Annotated in this window: 16 protein-coding genes; 7 read left to right on the top strand and 9 right to left on the bottom strand. The window is 68.1% G+C overall.

Annotation, left to right across the window (positions count from 1 at the left end; all coding sequences use genetic code 11):
* The first annotated feature begins 56 nt into the window (after window positions 1-56).
* From ACQP2T_RS40575 to ACQP2T_RS40565, 3 genes are all read left to right on the top strand, one after another.
* Window positions 57-2,996 (top strand): bifunctional [glutamine synthetase] adenylyltransferase/[glutamine synthetase]-adenylyl-L-tyrosine phosphorylase, encoded by a 2,940-nt coding sequence (locus ACQP2T_RS40575; protein ID WP_433510147.1) that lies wholly within the window; start codon window positions 57-59, stop codon window positions 2,994-2,996.
* Between the two features lie 71 nt (window positions 2,997-3,067).
* Complete coding sequence (locus ACQP2T_RS40570; protein ID WP_433510146.1) at window positions 3,068-4,102, top strand: hypothetical protein; 1,035 nt, start codon at window positions 3,068-3,070, stop codon at window positions 4,100-4,102.
* Between the two features lie 21 nt (window positions 4,103-4,123).
* Window positions 4,124-4,666, top strand: coding sequence for a GNAT family N-acetyltransferase (locus ACQP2T_RS40565; protein ID WP_433510145.1), 543 nt, complete (start codon window positions 4,124-4,126; stop codon window positions 4,664-4,666).
* Window positions 4,667-4,698: 32 nt separating this feature from the next.
* Here the strand turns inward: ACQP2T_RS40565 and ACQP2T_RS40560 are convergent, their stop codons facing one another.
* Complete coding sequence (locus ACQP2T_RS40560; protein ID WP_433510144.1) at window positions 4,699-5,610, bottom strand: LysR family transcriptional regulator; 912 nt, start codon at window positions 5,608-5,610, stop codon at window positions 4,699-4,701.
* An 84-nt stretch (window positions 5,611-5,694) separates the two neighbouring features.
* On the opposite strand from ACQP2T_RS40560, the gene ACQP2T_RS40555 reads away from it, so the two are divergent.
* The 3 genes from ACQP2T_RS40555 (at window position 5,695) to ACQP2T_RS40545 (ending at window position 7,998) form a co-directional block, all read left to right on the top strand.
* Window positions 5,695-7,089 carry an MFS transporter gene (locus ACQP2T_RS40555; RefSeq protein WP_433510143.1) on the top strand — a complete coding sequence of 465 codons (1,395 nt, stop codon included), beginning with the start codon at window positions 5,695-5,697 and terminating at the stop codon, window positions 7,087-7,089.
* 286 nt (window positions 7,090-7,375) lie between these two features.
* Window positions 7,376-7,693 (top strand): AbrB/MazE/SpoVT family DNA-binding domain-containing protein, encoded by a 318-nt coding sequence (locus ACQP2T_RS40550; RefSeq protein ID WP_433510142.1) that lies wholly within the window; start codon window positions 7,376-7,378, stop codon window positions 7,691-7,693.
* On the top strand, window positions 7,693-7,998 hold the full coding sequence (locus ACQP2T_RS40545) for a type II toxin-antitoxin system RelE family toxin (RefSeq protein ID WP_433510141.1): 306 nt from the start codon (window positions 7,693-7,695) through the stop codon (window positions 7,996-7,998). The genes ACQP2T_RS40550 and ACQP2T_RS40545 overlap by 1 nt, the downstream gene beginning before the upstream one ends.
* Window positions 7,999-9,344: 1,346 nt before the next feature.
* On the opposite strand, the gene ACQP2T_RS40540 is transcribed toward ACQP2T_RS40545, so the two are convergent.
* The 3 genes from ACQP2T_RS40540 to ACQP2T_RS40530 form a co-directional block, all read right to left on the bottom strand.
* Window positions 9,345-9,680 (bottom strand): hypothetical protein, encoded by a 336-nt coding sequence (locus ACQP2T_RS40540; RefSeq protein WP_433510140.1) that lies wholly within the window; start codon window positions 9,678-9,680, stop codon window positions 9,345-9,347.
* Between the two features lie 164 nt (window positions 9,681-9,844).
* Window positions 9,845-10,138 (bottom strand): hypothetical protein, encoded by a 294-nt coding sequence (locus tag ACQP2T_RS40535; protein WP_433510139.1) that lies wholly within the window; start codon window positions 10,136-10,138, stop codon window positions 9,845-9,847.
* Complete coding sequence (locus ACQP2T_RS40530) at window positions 10,135-10,356, bottom strand: hypothetical protein (RefSeq protein WP_433510138.1); 222 nt, start codon at window positions 10,354-10,356, stop codon at window positions 10,135-10,137. Before ACQP2T_RS40530 ends, ACQP2T_RS40535 begins: the two co-directional genes overlap by 4 nt.
* 268 nt (window positions 10,357-10,624) lie before the next feature.
* Here ACQP2T_RS40530 and ACQP2T_RS40525 point away from each other — a divergent pair, with 268 nt between their 5' ends.
* Entirely contained in the window at window positions 10,625-10,897 is a 273-nt protein-coding gene (locus ACQP2T_RS40525) for a winged helix-turn-helix domain-containing protein (RefSeq protein WP_433510137.1), read from the top strand.
* Window positions 10,898-10,983: 86 nt separating this feature from the next.
* On the opposite strand, the gene ACQP2T_RS40520 is transcribed toward ACQP2T_RS40525, so the two are convergent.
* From ACQP2T_RS40520 to ACQP2T_RS40500, 5 genes are all read right to left on the bottom strand, one after another.
* Window positions 10,984-11,382, bottom strand: a complete 399-nt coding sequence (locus tag ACQP2T_RS40520) for a hypothetical protein (RefSeq protein ID WP_433510136.1) — start codon at window positions 11,380-11,382, stop codon at window positions 10,984-10,986.
* Window positions 11,379-11,705, bottom strand: coding sequence for a hypothetical protein (locus tag ACQP2T_RS40515; protein ID WP_433510135.1), 327 nt, complete (start codon window positions 11,703-11,705; stop codon window positions 11,379-11,381). The genes ACQP2T_RS40520 and ACQP2T_RS40515 overlap by 4 nt, the downstream gene beginning before the upstream one ends.
* Before the next feature lie 21 nt (window positions 11,706-11,726).
* The gene (locus ACQP2T_RS40510; RefSeq protein ID WP_433510134.1) at window positions 11,727-12,131 is read right to left on the bottom strand and encodes an SDR family oxidoreductase; all 405 of its coding nucleotides are present in this window, start codon (window positions 12,129-12,131) and stop codon (window positions 11,727-11,729) included.
* A gap of 63 nt (window positions 12,132-12,194) precedes the next feature.
* Entirely contained in the window at window positions 12,195-13,085 is an 891-nt protein-coding gene (gene sigJ / locus ACQP2T_RS40505; protein WP_433510133.1) for an RNA polymerase sigma factor SigJ, read from the bottom strand.
* A 1,647-nt stretch (window positions 13,086-14,732) separates the two neighbouring features.
* Window positions 14,733-15,221, bottom strand: coding sequence for a thiopeptide-type bacteriocin biosynthesis protein (locus tag ACQP2T_RS40500; protein WP_433510132.1), 489 nt, complete (start codon window positions 15,219-15,221; stop codon window positions 14,733-14,735).
* Window positions 15,222-16,453: the final 1,232 nt, after the last annotated feature.

The following is a 16,453-nucleotide window of genomic DNA, read 5'->3' as shown; positions in this document are numbered from 1 at the left end:
CGCAACGTTGCGTTTTACTTTAGGCGTCGGGGGTGGCGGGCTGTCAAGATGGGGTGGTGCCGAGGATCGAGTCCACCGCCGCCCGCCTGGCCAAGCTCGGCTTCGCCGACGGCGCGCGGGCCGCGACCCTGGTACGACAGTCGGGGCCAGAGCTGGACGACCTGCTCAAAGGACTGGTAGCCGTGTCCGATCCCGATCTGGCGCTCGCCTCACTGACCCGCCTGGCAGAGCGCGAGCCCCGCGTGCTCGACACGCTGCGCGCCGACGAAGACCTCCAGGGCAGGGTGCTCGCGGTGCTCGGGGTGAGCGCCGCCTTGGGGGAGCACCTCGTACGCCATCCCGAGCAGGTGGGGCTGCTGGCCCTGCCCGAGCTGGGAGACGCGCGGGCCGAGTTGCTGCACGCCGTCGGCGCCGAGCCGGAGGAGGACGAGCCCACCGCGTCGGATCCCGACGCGCTGGTGGCGCTGCGGGTCGCCTATCGCGGGCGGCTGCTGCATCTGGCCGCGCGCGACCTCACCGGGCAGGTCGGGCTGCCCGACGTCACCTCCGAGCTGTCCGACCTCGCGGGCGCGGCGCTGGAGGCCGCGCTGGCCATCGCGCGGGCCGAGGTCGACGCGAGCGACGTACGGCTGGCGGTGGTCGGCATGGGCAAGCAGGGCGCCAGGGAGCTCAACTACATCAGCGACGTTGACGTGATCTTCGTGGCCGAGCCGCGCGAGGGCGCCGACGAGACGGCGGCCTTGCGTAGCGCCACCCGCCTGGCCCAGGCCATGATGCGGGCCTGCACCGCGACCACCCCGGAGGGCGCGCTGTGGGAGGTCGACGCCGGGCTGCGGCCCGAGGGCCGCGCGGGGCCGCTGGTCCGCACGCTGGCCAGCCATCTGGCCTACTACCGGCGCTGGGCCAAGACCTGGGAGTTCCAGGCGCTGCTCAAGGCGCGGCCGGTGGCGGGCGACCTGGCGTTGGGCTCGGCCTATGTCGAGGCGGTCAACGAGTTCGTCTGGTCGGCCGCGACCCGGGAGCACTTCGTCGAGGACGTGCAGGCCATGCGCCGCCGCGTCGAGTCCCACGTACGGGCCGAGGGCGAACGGCAGATCAAGCTGGGCCCCGGCGGGCTGCGTGACATCGAGTTCGCGGTGCAGCTGCTGCAGCTGGTGCACGGGCGGCAGGATCCGCTGCTGCGGCGCAAGGCCACCCTGCCGGCCCTGGCCGCGCTCTCCCGTGGCGGTTACGTGGGCCGTGACGACTCGCGCGGGCTGGCCGAGGCGTACACCTTCCTGCGCCAGGTCGAGCACCTGCTGCAGCTGCACCGGCTGCGCCGTACGCACGTCCTGCCATCGGACCCCGACGACCTGCGGCGGCTGGGGCGCGCGCTCGGCATGCACGCCGACCCGGTGGGGGAGTTCACCGCCAGGTGGCGGCGCCACGCGAGGGAGGCGCGGCGGCTGCACGAGAAGCTGTTCTACCGGCCGCTGCTGCAGGCCGTGGCCCGGCTGCCCGAGTCGGAGGCCCGGCTGTCCACCATCGCGGCGGCCGCCCGGCTGGCGGCGCTCGGCTACGTCGACCCCAACGGCGCCCTGCGCCACATCGCCGCCCTGACCACGGGCGTGTCGCGGCGGGCGGCGATCCAGCGGACGCTGCTGCCGGTCATGCTCGGCTGGTTCGCCGACACGCCCGACCCGGACGCGGGGCTGCTCGGCTTCCGCCAGGTGAGCGACAAGCTCGGCACCACGCCGTGGTACCTGCGGCTGCTGCGCGACGAGACGGCCGTGGCGGCGCGGATGGCGCGAGTGCTCGGCAGCAGCCGCTACGCGACCGGGCTGCTCCTGAACGCGCCCGACGCCGTCGGGCTGCTGGGCTCCGACGAGGACCTGGCCGCGCGCTCGCCGGACGCGCTGCTGAAGGAGGCATCGGCCGCCGTGTCGAGGCACGGGTCCGACATGGAGTCGGCGGTGGCGGCCGTACGTGCGCTGCGGCGCAGGGAGCTGTTCCGTACGGCCGTGGCCGATATTTCCGGACTTATGAGCATTGAGCAGGTGGGGGTGGCGCTGTCGTCGCTGAACGACGTGACCATCCAGGCCGCGCTGGACGTGGCGATCGGCAAGGTCGAGGTGGAGCGGCGGGGGGCACTGCCGACCAGGTTCGCGGTGATCGCCATGGGACGGCTCGGCGGCATGGAGTCCTCCTACGCCAGCGACGCCGACGTGATGTTCGTACACTCACCCGTGCCCGGCGCCTCCGAACGCGACGCCACCGACGCCGCGCACGCGGTCGCCAACGAGCTGCGCCGCCTGCTCGCCCTCCCCGCCCCCGACCCGCCGTTGCTCATCGATCCCGACCTGCGCCCCGAGGGCAGGCAGGGCCCGCTGGTCCGTACTCTGGCCTCCTACCAGGCCTATTACGCGCGCTGGTCGTCCCCTTGGGAGGCGCAGGCGCTGCTGCGGGCCCGCTTCTCGGCCGGTGACGCCGCGCTGGGCGCCGAGTTCGTCGCCGTGATCGACGACCTGCGCTACCCGCCCGAAGGTCTGTCCGACGACGTCGTACGCGAGATCAGGCGGCTCAAGGCCCGCATGGAGGCGGAGCGGCTGCCACGCGGAGCCGATCCCGCGCTGCACACCAAGCTGGGCCCCGGCGGCCTGTCGGACGTCGAGTGGGTGGCGCAACTGCTGCAGCTGCGCTTCGCCGCCGACCACCCGGCGTTGCGGACCACCCGTACCTTGGAGGCGTTGCGCGCGGCCGAGGGGGAGGGCCTGCTCGCGGCCCCCGACGCGGCCGTGCTGGCGGCCGCCTGGCGCTTCGCCTCGCGCGTCAGGGACGCGCTCATGCTGGTCAAGGGCCGTCCCGGCGACAGTGTCCCGGCCGACGTCAGGGAGCGCAGGCTCATCGCGCGCATCCTCGGCTACCCGCCCGAGGGCTCGGAGGACTTCCTCGACGACTATCGCCGGGTGACCCGGCGGGCCCGCCAGGTGGTGGATCGGGTCTTTTACGGCTCCTGAGCTGTAACAGGTTGGTTGCGGGCCGTGCGCGCGGGCCCTGGTGGGTGTATCAAGGCGCGGGGTGATCCATTTTGCTTTCCATTTACGTCGACCTCGCGTTAGGTCTGGTGCTGGCGTTCCTCCTGCTGTCGCTGCTGGTGAGCGGGCTGAACGAGGCTTTCGTACGACTGCTGGGCATCCGCAGCAAGTTCCTGTGGGCCTATCTGCGCGACACCATGGACGGCAGCGACGCGCAGGGGAAGTCGTGGTTGCCGGCCAAGGTGGCCGACGTGTTCGCGCGGCTGCCGTTCGTCCGTGATCCACGGCCCGCCCACAGCGACCAGCCGGCCCCGGTCGAGGCGGCCCAGGCGCCCGAGCAGGAGACCAAGGCCGACGACGCCGTGACGCAACTGCTCTACCAGCGGGTCCAGGAGATCGACCACCCGAAGCGGGGCCGCACCAGCATCGCCAACATCCCGCCCGAACGCTTCGCGGTGGCCCTGATGGAGATGGCCGCCGGTGAGAAGGACGGCGTCGAGGGGCTGCTGGCCAAGCTCAAGACGATGGGCAGCCCGCTCTACGGTCATCTCAAGGGCGTGTGGGACACCGCGCAGCGCGACATGGACCGCTTCCGGCAGGGCGTGGAGACCTGGTTCGACGGCGAGATGCAGCGGCTGTCGATGCTCTACAAGCGCTACGTCAAATGGGTGGTCGCCCTGCTCGGCGTGGTGGTGGTGCTGCTGTTCACGATGGACGGGTTCGAGTACGCAAAGACGCTGCTGCGCGACAACGCCTTCCGCGCCTCGGTGACGGCCGTGGCCGAGGCGGGGCCCGACGCCTACAGCGAGCTCAAGGAGCGGTGCGCGCAGTCCAACCCGATGCCGTGCATCACCGAGACGCTGAGCCAGCCCGCGCTGGTCATGGTGTTCGACCACGCGATCGTCAACATCGCGATCCCGGCCGAGGGCGAGCCGAGCATCCACTGGAACGGCGCCGCCTGGTGGGACCGCCTCACCACGCTCAGCCACTGGCCCGGCTATGCGCTGACGTTCGTGGCGTTGCTGTTCGGCGCGTCGTTCTGGTGGGACCTGCTCCGCCGCCTCACCGGCCTCCGTGGCCGTCGTTAGAACTGGGCTAGTGTTGCGCTGATGGAGACAGAACGGCTCATCATGCGCAGATGGCGCGACGACGACAGGGAACCGTTCGCGGCGATGAACGCCGACGCCGAGGTCATGGAGCACTTCCCGGCCCTGCTGACCAGGTCGGAGAGCGACGGCTTCATCGACAGGATCGAGGCGGGCTTCGAGGCCCACGGGTACGGGCTCTGGGCGCTGGAGGTGCGCGAGAGCGGCGAGTTCATCGGGTTCACCGGGCTGGTCCTGCAGACGTTCGAGGCGCCGTTCACCCCGGCGGTCGAGGTGGGCTGGCGGCTGGCCAAGGCGGCGTGGGGGCATGGGTACGCGATCGAGGCGGCCCGGGAGGCCGTACGGTATGGGTTCGATGTGGCGGGGCTGGACGAGATCGTCTCCATGACGACCGTGGGGAACACCCGCTCGCGCAAGGTCATGGAACGGCTGGGCATGACCCGGGACATAGCTGACGACTTCTATCACCCACGGGTTGCGGCGGACAGCCCGCAACGGCCGCACGTCCTGTACCGACTCAGGCGCGGTCAGGCGCTCATGGCGTAGTACGTACCGGCTTTGAGGGTGGTCAGGCCAGGTCAGGCGCTCATCGCGTAGAGCACGTCGCGCAGGGCGGCCTCGCGGCTGCGCAGCCAGACCAGCCGCAGAGCCAGCGTCGGCGCGTCGGAGGCAGGGTCCGTCTCCGTTTCCGTCTTTGCCGCGGAGTCGAGCGGGATCAGTGTGCCGGAGTCGGGGTTGGTCTCTGTCGCGAAGTCGAGCGGGACCAGTGCGCCGGAGGTCAAGTGCGTCTCCAGCGCGAAGTCGGGCAGCAGCGCCCTGCCGAACCCCTGCCTGGCCCACTCACGCGCCATGGCGATGCTGGTCAGCTCCCTGCACGGCACCTGGGTGCCGAAGAGCTGATCGGCCGCCAGCCGTATCGAACACCCTGGCGCGCTCACCAGCAGCGTCTCCCGATCACCGTCTGGAGCCGCGACCAGCAGCAGCTTGACCTCGTCCACGTCCAGAAAATCCAGGTCGGGCGGCGGGGCGAACCCCAGCCCGCCGATCCGCGGACCGGAATCGAGCAGGAGCGCCGCGTCCAGGTCGCCACAGGTCACCTCGGACAGCAACGTCTGCCTGGTGTATGAGCGCACCTCCACGTCCAGGTCGGGGTGGCGCTGCGACAGGCGGCGGACGATGACCGGCAGTTTGGCCGCGGCCAACATCTCCAGCGCCCCGATCCGGACCTGGCGACGCCCGCCGGTCACCGCCCGCCGTACCTCGTCCGCATGGTCGAGCAGGCCCTGCGCACGCGTGAGCAGGGTGGCGCCCGGGCTGGTCAGGCGCATGCCCTGGGGCGTGCGCTCGAAGAGCGCGACGCCGAGGCTGTCTTCCAGCCTGCGCACCTGTTCGGACACCGAGGCGGGGGCGAGACCGAGGTTGTTCGCGGCGCCGGTGACGGTGCCCGCTCCCGCCACCGCCACGAACCCCCGCAACTGACGCAGATCCATTCGACCAAGCATACGGTTTTCCCGAACGCCCTCTGCGGCCGCGCCTGTTGATGGGAAATATGCTGCTTTAGCAGGCTTCGGGGCATGAAGATGTTCGGTTTCTCCCTGGCCTACTTCTTGGTGATCCTCGACACGACCGTGCTGACGATCGCCCTGCCCGACCTCCGTACCTCCCTCGGCGGCTCACTGGCCGGACAGCAGTGGGTGGTGAACGCCTACACCGTCGCCTTCGCCGCGTCACTGCTCACCGGGGGAGCGGTCGCCGACCGGTACGGCGCCGCCCGGATCTTCAAGATCGGCGTTACGGCCTTCGGCGTGATCTCACTGCTGAGCGCCGCGGCGCCCCATCTCGGCGCGCTGGTCGCGGCGCGCGCCCTGCTCGGCGTGGCGGGAGCGCTCTGCACGGGCGGCTCACTCGCCCTCCTGCCCGAACTCTTCCCCAACCCGGCCGCCCGCGCCCGCGCCACCGGCCTGTGGGCCGCCATCACCGGCACCGCCCTGGCCGCGGGCCCGCTGCTGGGCGGGCTCCTGGTCGACCAGTACGGCTGGCGCGCCGTCTTCCTGCTCAACCCGCCCATCGCCCTGATCAGCCTGCTGGCCATGCGAAGGGTGAGCTCGCCCCGGGGGCACCGGCTCATCGACTGGTGGGTGCAGGCGCTGGCCTGCGTACTGCTCGGCCTGCTCGCCGAAGCCCTGATCGACTCGTCACCGGTCGCCGGGGTGTCGGCCCTGGTCGCCCTCGTCGTGCTGGTGCTCGTGGAGCGACGAAAGGCGCTCGCGGATCGCCGCCCGCCCTTTGTGGAGGTGCAGGCGGATCGCCGCCTGCCCTTTGTGGGGCGCCGCGGGCTGTTCGCGGGGCGCCGCGGTCACGCCCCTGTCCTGCCCCCTGTCCTGCCCGGCGGCTTGCTCGCGGTGACCTGGCCGGAACTGCTCGCGGGCATGGTGGCGAACTTCGCCTTCTCCGGCGCCCTGTTCGTCCTGACCCTGTTCCTGCAGGACACCCGCCACCTGACCCCGCTGGCCACAGGGCTGGCCTTCCTGCCGCTCACCCTCCCGATGACGGTGAACCCGCTGCTCACCGGCCGCCTCGTGGCCCGCTACGGCCCCCGCCCCCCGATCCTCGGCGGCCTCGTCCTGCTGGCGACCGGCCTGGCCGGTGTCTCGCTCACCGACTACCTGGCGCCATGGTTGGTCGTGATGGGCTTCGGGCTGTCGTTCGTACTGCCGGCGCTGATGGCCGGCATCCTCACCAGCGCGCCGACCGGTACGGCGGGCACGGCGGGCGGCGTCCTCAACGCCTCCCGCCAGGTCGGCGCGACGCTCGGCGTGGCCGTACTCGGCGGCCTATCCCACCCTCTGCCGGTGGCCGCCATCCTGACGGCACTGACCTGCGTCTGCTACGGCGTCATGGGCCGCGCCCGACGGACGATGCCCACCGTCGGCTCACCAGGGACGGCTGGACTTCCAGCCGGGAAGTAATCGCCGCATCGTCTCTGGCAAGCCTCTGTCTGAGATGGTGCATGGATGATGTCGCCGAGATGGATGCTCTACGCAGAGATCATCTGTTTATCGGATCAACGCATTGGGTGACGTGCCTTGAGGCCACTGATTACGGAGAATCCTTCGTCGGCTGTCACGAGGGTCCTCCCGGTGGCGATCGCTGTTGCTGCGATCATGAGGTCCGGGCGTGACCTGGTAAGTCCCCTCCCGGACCCCGTCGGGTAGAGTAGGACTGTTGGATAATCCGACAGTTGGAGGAGCCATCGTGTCTGTCACGTCAGTGGCCCGTGCCAAGGTACGCCCTAAGGCGCAGCTCACCCTCCCCGATGAGATCCGCCGAGCGCTGCACATCGGCGAAGGGGACGAGGTCGAGTTCTCCGTGCACGACGACGGCACCGTGACAATTCGCGGCTTCGTGTCGATCCCCGCCGATCAGGCGTGGTTCTGGACGCCTGAATGGCAGGCCGGCGAGGGGCAGGCGACCGCTGACATCATTGCCGGCCGCACCACCTTCCATCGCTCTGCCGAGGACATGTTCGCCTACCTTGACTCGGGCGACGACGAATCGGGCGACGACGCCTGATGCCCACCTTCGAAACGGCCGGCCGCTTCGAGCGCGACTGGCGAAAGCTGACTGCCGAGCAACAGGCTCGATTTCGTAAGGTGATCACCGAGGCGTTCATCCCCGACGTCATCGCTGACGGGCCTTTCCGCGGGGGCCTTCGCGTGAAGGGAGTGACCGCATATCCGGGCGTGTTCGAGATGGCCTGGGCCCCGGACGGTCGAGCAACCTTCGGTTACGGCGACGAGCGAATCCCCGGTGAAGTGCACATCGTCTGGCGCAGGATAGGCACTCACGACATCTTCACTCCGCCGCCCGGTCCGTAGGGGCGGAACCCACCCTCGGTGTGGCCGTACTCGGCGGCCCCTTGCCGGTGACTGCCATCGTGACACTGACCTGCGCCTGTTACGGCGTCGCGGCCCGCGCCCAGCGGACACTGCCCCCCGTCGCCGAGAGTTTCGGCGATCTCGGGGGCCATGTCGTACGTGGCTCCTGACCACCCGCTCACCGGGACGGAGATTCAGGCGGCTCGGGAGGAGATGCTTGGACTCGGTACCCGCGGTGAAGAGGCTTGAGTGGGACCCTGGATCGTGGACAGCGAAGCCCGCTGGGTATTTGCGAACACCGAGCCGGAGAGATCCGGCTCAGAAGGTGATGGGCGGCGGGGCCGGCGCGCATACTGGGCAGGGTGTTTCTGTGAGACGGCTGGTCTCCTTGTTGACGTGGGCGACCAGGCCGGAGCCGACACAGTAGCCGCACAACCCTGTTCCTTCCAGTGCCGGATGTAGCCACGCGGGGAGTGGTGCCCTCGGCGCGGGTCGAGGGTTGTCTTTTGGATCGTCAGGACCGCCTACGACGCCTCTGCCGTAGCAGCACATGCATTTGAGCACATAGCCGGGAATGCTCCGGTCTGCGCCGGTGCCTTGGCATTCGGGGCAGGTGAGGGGGTGGGTCATTGCCAACCACTCCTCTCGCAAGCGCGGTATTGGGGCCATTTGCGCTCTTTGTCGCTTTTCCCGTTCGACTCTTCCCAGTTACCACCCTCGCCGAAACAGACGCCGCGGCGCCTATGTTCTTTCTGCTCGTCATCGTCGTCTGTCGTGCCCATGTCTTGACAGTACGGGGTGTGCGGGAAATGCCGCCGGGAAAGTCGGTCGGCCGGGACCATAAATCCCGTTTCCAGTAGGTCTGCGAGATGCGTTGGATAAAGTCGGGCATTTGTGAGAGCTTCCTGTTGGTTCGCTGTCGCGTTCCTCTCCACTGTCGGCGCGCTCATCGTCTACGCGCACGGATTCTGGGCTGGGCGATTTCTCGAGCTGGCTCCCGTCAGCGAATACTGTGTCAGCAAGCCTTTGGGTTCTCCGGCCATCTCATGGACGTGGTTCCCGCTCAGGCATCTGTGCCATTGGCGGGATGGAACCACGACCGATCTGGTACCCGGATACGTCAACCCGCTGATGATCCCGCTGATCGCCGACGCGGCCACCGGAAGCGTGATGTGCGTGCTGATGCTCATCGGGCGATCATCGCGCGGCAGAGACAGGAACCCGACCGGCTGAAGGCCCTGCTTCGGAACGCGGGTATCGTCCGGGATTGAACGCATGCGAAAGGCCATCGGCCGGGCCCTGCGCGGGCTGCCGATGGCCTTTCCCGGAGTGTCCCGTGAGAGCCGTCAGGACCAGAGGTAGCTGAGTCTGACCTGCAGCGGCCGGTCGAACTCGATGCTGACCCGGGTGTCGACGCCGTCCTCGAAGGCGCGGACGTTGTGCACGGTCATGCGGGCGCCGCCGATGAAGGGGCGACCGTTGGCGTCGACCTCGGTGATGGAGACGGTGACCGGGGTGAACGGTGTGACACCGGCCAGCGCCGCACGGAGGATGACCTCTCCTGCGGCGCTGAAGTGTTCGTTACGGCCGTGGACCTCGGCGACGGCGGTAGCGGTCTGGTCGGCGGGTGCGTGGGCGTCGGCTTCGATGGTGGGGATGCCGCCGACGGTCTCTTGGGACATGGGGCCTCCTTCTTTTGGCGAGTTCTCTTGGCGAGTCGGGTTCGACTCGTCCGGCTGACTCCATCGTCGGCAGCTTCCCGGTCGCCCACATCCCCCTTGATCTGGGGGGTTGCCGGGCACGGGGCCGAGTCGCACCGAGGGGGAAGGGTGTCCGTCGCGCCGGTCTATCGGGCCTGACCGAGCAGGATCTTCAACCACAGCTCCTCGGCCTCACGGGTGCGGAATCGGTGTGTCTCCTTCACGACGGTGCTTCGTCCAAGGCGATCGGTGACACGCACCCACGCCAGACCACCGGTCGCGCACAGCTCGTAGATCCGTGCCCGGCACTCGCACGTGTGCCGCACGACCCGCACCCGCTCGGCGGACGGGTCGGGGTTCAGCCAAGTGACCACTTGTGCACCCGGCTGTTGGGAAGCGGCGTGCGGGCCGTGGTAGCTGGTCACCGCGTCGGTGGTCATGGCCGGACGGTTCCCAGCTTGGCCGCCTGGTCGTCGAGCACATCGGCCAGCTCGTCGAGGGTGCGGGCATCTACTGTCATGTACACGCCCGCGTTGATCTCTCGCGGCGTGATCCGGTGCGCCCGCCTGGTCGCGTGCCAATCGCCCGGCTTGTCGCCGCAGCTGCCGCGCCAGATCGACCAGGACGGGTAGATCGCAGCCAGCTCTTCGCGCGTCATGAGCGGCTCGCCGCGCGCTCACCGTACGCCGGATGCCAGACCAGGCGCTGATGTGGGGGAGAAGTCGTTGCGGTGTGGGTCATGGTGCCGGACCTTCTGGTAGGCCGGGTGCCGAGAGCCCGTCTGGTGTTCCCGCACCGGGCGGGCTCGCTTCGATTGTGAGCGAAGCCGGGCTGTAGCCAGATCATAGCGCGATATAGAGCGGTGTGCAGCGCTAGGGCGCTACCTGAGGATTTATGCTGCTCAGGACAGTTCTATGGTGATCGGCATGAGCAGCAACGTGCCCGCTTTCGACCCCGAAGCCGCTGGGCCCAGCTACGTCTACGTCCAGGTCGCCGACCACATCGCCGCGCGCATCGCGGCCGGTGAACTCGCTCCGGGCGCGAGGTTGCCCGGAGAGCGCGACCTCGCCGAGGAGTACGGTGTCGCGCTCGGCACGATCAGGCGGGCCGTACAGGAGCTCCGTGATCGTGGACTCGTGGTCACGTTGCCCGCGAAAGGGACCTACATCACGCGTCCAGAGGATCGCCTGGCTGAGTAGGCGAGGGACGGCCCGGAACCCTGGCTGGTTGGTTCCGGGCTGCTCTGGTCGGGCTTAGATGCCGTCGTCGAGCTCGAACCCGTGATTCAGGACTCTTGGAGCTTGTTGGTGAGCGGCCACAGGGCCAGCGGGATCACGGCCGCCGCCGAAAGCGCGATCAGCAACGGCACGCGCTCCCCAGGCGTCAGATGGTGCACCAGTTGCACATGGATCACCAGGTGCGGCACGGCGAACATCACGTACACGGCGAGCGCCGTGCGGACCATGCTGCGCCGTACGACGAAGAAGCTCACCCCCAGCACCACCGCCGTCGCCAGGCTCATCGCGCCGTAATCCATCATCAGATGCGCGTTGTACGGCATGCGCATCCCCACGAACGGGATGCCGAAGAACGAGCGGGGGAAGAACAGCGCCCAGCAACCCACGGCGAACTGTGTCGCGGCCAGGAATGCCAGGCCCGCGCGGAGCCAGGTGCGCGCGCTCATGCGGTGAGGAACCGCTCGAAGGTGATCTGCCCGACGGCATGGTCGGGAGCCAGGTGGCTTCCTTCCCGAAAGCCGCGCATTCCACCGATTCCAGGTAACGGCACCGACACCACCGGCCGCCGGCTGGACCGCGCGCGAGCATAGGCGCGGGCCAGCTCGGCTGCGGGCCATACGTCAGGCCCGCCCATGTCCGGCGCCCTGCCGGCCGGTGACGCCCCGGCCAGGTCGGTCAAGCGGGCGGCCACTTCGCCGGTGTCGACGGGCTGGAAGCTGACTCCGGCGGGCATCATGATCACCGGCAGCCGTCGCTGGATCGCGCACATCCAGGCGATGAGCTCGTGGAACTAGGTGGTGCGCTGGATCGTCAACGGGAGTCCGGACTCTTCTAGGAGCCGCTCGCACGCCAGTTTCGCTCGATAGTAGGAGATATCAACTCGATCGACGCCGACGATGGACACGTAGATCAGGTGCGGGCGACCGGTTCGCATGGCCGCCCGGACGAGAGCGCGAGTGGCGTCCTGGTCCGCGTGGCCGTTGCCGGTCGCGCAGTGGATGATCGTGCCGGTACCTGCGACCGCCTCCTCGAGCCCCTCACCGGTGATCAGGTCACCGCGGCGCATCGTCAATCCGCCGTCGCGCGGGGGCTTGCGGCTCAGTACGCGTACGACGTGGCCAGCGGCCAGAAGCCGTGGAACCAACCTACGGCCGAGCCGGCCGGTACCGCCCGTCACCAGGATCGGATCTGTCATGGGTGGCAACTCTCGTGGAAGAGCGCGAGGCCGATGGCCGCGCGCGGCTGTCAGGTGCACCCATTAAGAACCGGACAGACGTTCCCAGCGTGACAGCCGAAGTTTGGCGGGATTGGCGATGATGCGAATCTCGCTGATCAGACCGCCCGCGATCTCCGGCACCAGCACGCCGATCAGCTCCTCACCGGCCAGTGCCAGCAGGCCAGGAGCGCCGTTCAGCTCCGCGATCACCAGCCGGACCCGCTGACCGGTGGTGCGCGATGCGCCAACCAGATAGCGCGCCACCCGGTCGGCGCCGAAGACAGGTCGCCTGGCGGCACTGATTCTGCCCCCGCTGTCCACCCACACGGTCACGTCGTGGGCCAGCAGCTTCTCCAGCCCTGGAAGATCGCCCTCCTCCGCGGCCGCCAGGAAACCTTTCACCAGGTCACGGTGGTGAGCCCGGTCCACCGGGCGCTCGGCACTCCCCGGAGCGTCGGTGAGTCGCAGGCGAGCACGCCGGTACAGCTGCCGGGAGTTCGCCTCGGAGGAATCGATGACCTCGGCCACCTGGCGGTGGCTGTAGTCGAAGGCCTCACGGAGCACGAACACCGCGCGCTCCACGGGGTTGAGCCGTTCCAGCAAGGTCAGGAAGGCCAGGGAGACGAAGTCTCGCTGTTCGGCACTGTCCAGCGGTCCCAGAGCGCCGTCCGCGGTCAGCACCGGCTCAGGCAGCCACGGGCCGACATAGCTCACCCGGCGCGCACGCGCCGACGTCAACTGGTTCACGCACAGGTTGGTCGCCACCTTGGCCAGCCACGCCCACGGCGATTCGACAGCTGAGCGGTGGTGCCAGCGAAGGAAGGTGTCCTGGACCACGTCCTCGGCCTCCTCGGCCGAACCCAGCATCCGATAGGCCAACCCGAACAGCCTCGAGCGGTGCCGCTCGAACTCCTCAACCGCGTCACCTGTCACGCCCTCAGGTTTCCAGGCCGCCGCTCGACCCGGCCAGGCGCGGCCGTGGCCGCGACAACACGACGGTCGCCGTGATCGACCTCGTGGCGCATGAGGGAGAGCCAGTGTGCACGAGGGATCTCCGAGACCGAGGAGCACCCCGGCGCAGTTGGCCCGCAACCCGCGCGGCAACCGGGAACAGATACGGCGTCTCCGCATCGACCAGCGGGTTATCGTCGGCGGCCAGGCCAGGCCAGGCCAGGCCAGGCCAGGACGGTGAAGGACATCAGGCCCGACGAGGCGAAGGTCCGGCTCATCGTCCGCTACGACGTGCCTGACTCGCAGCGGTAAGCCGTCAATCGAAACGGGTACGCCCCGCTTCTCTCTTGTGGAGGAGCGGGGCGCTTTTCGTATTTGCGCAGCTAATCCTGACCATGTTTGACCGGTGGCCCAGAGGCAAGGTGGCGCAACAGGTCAAGGTCCGCAACCTCACGGACCAAGAAGGACAGAAACTGCCGGAGAGGTCACTCACCCCTCCACGCCGTACATTGGTTGCTCCCCCCTGAAGGCCGCCAACAGTACCTGACATCGGTGGGGTTGGCCCTTAGAGAGTGGGGGTAGCACAAGCCGCTGACCGTGGGCGCATCGTAACGGATAATAGTACCGCCGCTGTACCTAACCGAGCCCCAGACGTCTGAATCGGGCCAGCTTCCGAGTACCCTGCAGACAGTCAGGGTCGTGTGGTTGGAGTTGATCTCTGCGAAGCCCATCTCGTTCCCCACTCTAAACGAGTGTGCTTCTGCAGGTGCGGTCATAGCTATGGCCGTCGCGGCGGTAGCGACGGCCACTACCCCGATCCGCATGATTTTCGTTCGCATGGTCGTCTCCCTCTTCCGATCTCACAGCCCAGACTCATGTCCGGCCTCTGTTGACCCGAAAGCCGGGCTGACTTAAGTTTCGCCTCCGGTAAGGACCCGGACCAGGGCGGCAACCGGGCATCTACCGGACATCGGAACCGCTCCGCTTTTGTGGAGGCCGTGGTGCGGAGAGTGGGCGGGCATGTCGCCGCCACCACGCCACTGTGGTGGCGCAGCTTCTCCAACCACCGCAATCGGGGCTCGCTGCCCGAGGGGACCCAGCCGTGATATCCCTCGGGAGAAATAGGGAGGCTGTCCATCATCTGGTCCTTCGCGTAACCGGTCGGGGGTCCGCCGTCCCACGGACGCGCCGCCCGGTTCGGGCCTGTGCCGGGCGGCTGCCGTGGCTGGTGCGGGGGTTCGCAGCTACGGCCGGGATGGTTCCTAGACGGGCGCATGTCCGGTGACTCGCGTACGCGTGCCCAGGCCGCCCTCTATCGCCGTCTCGCTCCTACGGCATGGCTCCGAGAAATATGACATCAGTGGGGCCGACATGGCGCCGAGCCCGAGCCCGGCAGACTGCACTGCCGACGTGAGCGCCCGTTCCTCAGGCCAAGCGAGTATCGCCCTGCGTCTGCGTCGTCTGCGCGGATGCGCAGGCGGGGGGCTGCGGGGAGCAGGTCGTGCGCGTGGCCGGCGTCGCGGGAGAGGCGGCTGACCTCGCTGAACCATTCCCTAAGAGGCGGGTCGGAGGGCCGGTGGCGGGCGACCAAAGGGACGCGTCGTCCCGTGGGTTCGAGGTCTGCGGGGGTCATAGTTGGTCCCCGGGGAGTAAGGCTTCGCGTGCGGCGCGGCTGAGGATGGCCTGCGTGGTGGCGGAGAGGCCGAGGCGGTTCCAGTGGAAGATCACTAGGTGGGTGAGGATGTGGCGGACGCCCCGGTCCAGGTGGCCTGCCGTAGATGCTTCGGTGAGCAATCGCCCGGCGTGGCGGAACGCATCGGCCCAGGGCGCCGCGAAGGCGCACGGCCCTTCCGGGTCGGCCGGGCCGATGGGGGCGGCCACCAGCGGGCGGATCGTGTCGGCCAGGGCCTCCAGGCGGCCGGGCGTCGGGGTGGTCCTTGAGGAGCTGGAGCGTCGAGCGCGGGGGCGGCCGACATCTCGCTGACTGCGGTCTCGCTGTGGTGGTTGGCGGCCACCAGGGGGGTGATCGGGGGCAGCGTCCTGGTGCTGTCGGCCGCTGTCGTTCTCAGAAGCAGTCAAGGTCGAGCGGAAGGGGCAGCTACCGGCTCTCCAGTGCATCACCTCCTGGGGAGTTGCCTCGTCACCAGCGGATACCTATAACAGACGGCCCAGCCGGACCAGAAACCGATCCCAGATAGTTTCCTGCGGGGGCCGTGCAGGTCCAAGAACGGACTCCGCCGGCGGCCGAGAACCTGGTGCCGCAGTGGAAGCCGTTTGGCCCGTTGATGTTCCAAAGCGCTGTCCCGGAGCCTCCCGTGTCCGCGTCAATCGAGATCGTGCCACCGGGGAATCCAGTTGCACTCACCAGGCAGCTGCTCCCGGTGCAACTCGCGCTGCTTCCAGCGGCAAGTGCCGTTCCTGGCAGAATTGTTACAGCCAGGGGAATAGCAACAAGAACCGCTCCAGCGTGAAAGAATAATTTCCGCAACGGGCCTCCTCGGCATTGTCGAAGATGTATTTCCCGGAAGGGTCGATAAAGCGTTACCAGCGCAGGCCAATGGCGCTCGGTCCGGCTGGCCCGGAGACGCTACCCAAAGTTAAACCGGCTGGAATGCTGAAGCATACGTAAGATCGGACCCCACCGGAGGCAGGGAAGGTGCCGGTGCACCTGGTGTTGCCGTTTTGGTCGCTGACCTTGAAGGTTCCATTACCGCTGCCAGATACGTCCACATCAACGGAGATCGTTCCGCCTGGGAAATTTACGCCGACATCACACATTCTTGCGGTGCAGTGCGCGCTCCCTCCGGCCGCGAGGGCGGGGCCCGTGAGCATACTTACTGTTACGGCTGCGACAATGCTCAGAATGCTTGCACGTGCATAAGTCCTTCGCATATGGCTTTGACCCCTGCCTCAAGTTCCGAAACTGCCTTTCAGTAGGCGGACGTCAGTCAACACCTATTATCACGAAAGCCCGTGACCAAAGCTAGATTCGTATGCCTGCTCGGAGAATCCGCCCGCATGACAAGGACTGTGACGCTACCCCTCTCTGCGCATGCAGGTTTGCAGCTTCAGAATGTCAGATTTAATGACTGCAGTCATGTCCTGCAGTCCTGAATTTTCATGATTTTTTATGCTCTGGACTCGCATGGATCATCGGCGGCCAAGGGATGCTTTAGGGACCGCTAGGACCAACCCAGCCGCGCCCAGACTCGACCGGTGAGCCCGCGACCAGCCGACCTATCGCAATGGGGGCATCAACTCGCGGAACGCACTCTCTTGGTTGTTAGAGCTGTGCAGGCCGTCTAGCAGCAGTGATGTATATGACGCGGCAGATTGCTCTAGACACGCCA

The organism is Nonomuraea sp. CA-143628 (assembly GCF_050942315.1).
Classification (GTDB): domain Bacteria; phylum Actinomycetota; class Actinomycetes; order Streptosporangiales; family Streptosporangiaceae; genus Nonomuraea.
The sequence above is the reverse complement of the archived record's forward strand: the minus strand, read 5'-3'. Positions and strand labels throughout refer to the sequence as shown.

What these genes read in the sequence shown, in the direction of transcription:
- ACQP2T_RS40565 (WP_433510145.1), top strand. Translation starts at nt 4,124, where the DNA reads ATGGAGACAGAACGGCTCATCATGCGCAGATGGCGCGACGACGACAGG.
- ACQP2T_RS40560 (WP_433510144.1), bottom strand. Translation starts at nt 5,610, where the DNA reads ATGGATCTGCGTCAGTTGCGGGGGTTCGTGGCGGTGGCGGGAGCGGGC.
- ACQP2T_RS40555 (WP_433510143.1), top strand. Translation starts at nt 5,695, where the DNA reads ATGAAGATGTTCGGTTTCTCCCTGGCCTACTTCTTGGTGATCCTCGAC.
- ACQP2T_RS40545 (WP_433510141.1), top strand. Translation starts at nt 7,693, where the DNA reads ATGCCCACCTTCGAAACGGCCGGCCGCTTCGAGCGCGACTGGCGAAAG.
- ACQP2T_RS40540 (WP_433510140.1), bottom strand. Translation starts at nt 9,680, where the DNA reads ATGTCCCAAGAGACCGTCGGCGGCATCCCCACCATCGAAGCCGACGCC.
- ACQP2T_RS40535 (WP_433510139.1), bottom strand. Translation starts at nt 10,138, where the DNA reads ATGACCACCGACGCGGTGACCAGCTACCACGGCCCGCACGCCGCTTCC.
- ACQP2T_RS40530 (WP_433510138.1), bottom strand. Translation starts at nt 10,356, where the DNA reads ATGACGCGCGAAGAGCTGGCTGCGATCTACCCGTCCTGGTCGATCTGG.
- ACQP2T_RS40525 (WP_433510137.1), top strand. Translation starts at nt 10,625, where the DNA reads ATGAGCAGCAACGTGCCCGCTTTCGACCCCGAAGCCGCTGGGCCCAGC.
- ACQP2T_RS40520 (WP_433510136.1), bottom strand. Translation starts at nt 11,382, where the DNA reads ATGAGCGCGCGCACCTGGCTCCGCGCGGGCCTGGCATTCCTGGCCGCG.
- ACQP2T_RS40515 (WP_433510135.1), bottom strand. Translation starts at nt 11,705, where the DNA reads ATGTGCGCGATCCAGCGACGGCTGCCGGTGATCATGATGCCCGCCGGA.
- ACQP2T_RS40510 (WP_433510134.1), bottom strand. Translation starts at nt 12,131, where the DNA reads ATGACAGATCCGATCCTGGTGACGGGCGGTACCGGCCGGCTCGGCCGT.
- ACQP2T_RS40500 (WP_433510132.1), bottom strand. Translation starts at nt 15,221, where the DNA reads ATGCACTGGAGAGCCGGTAGCTGCCCCTTCCGCTCGACCTTGACTGCT.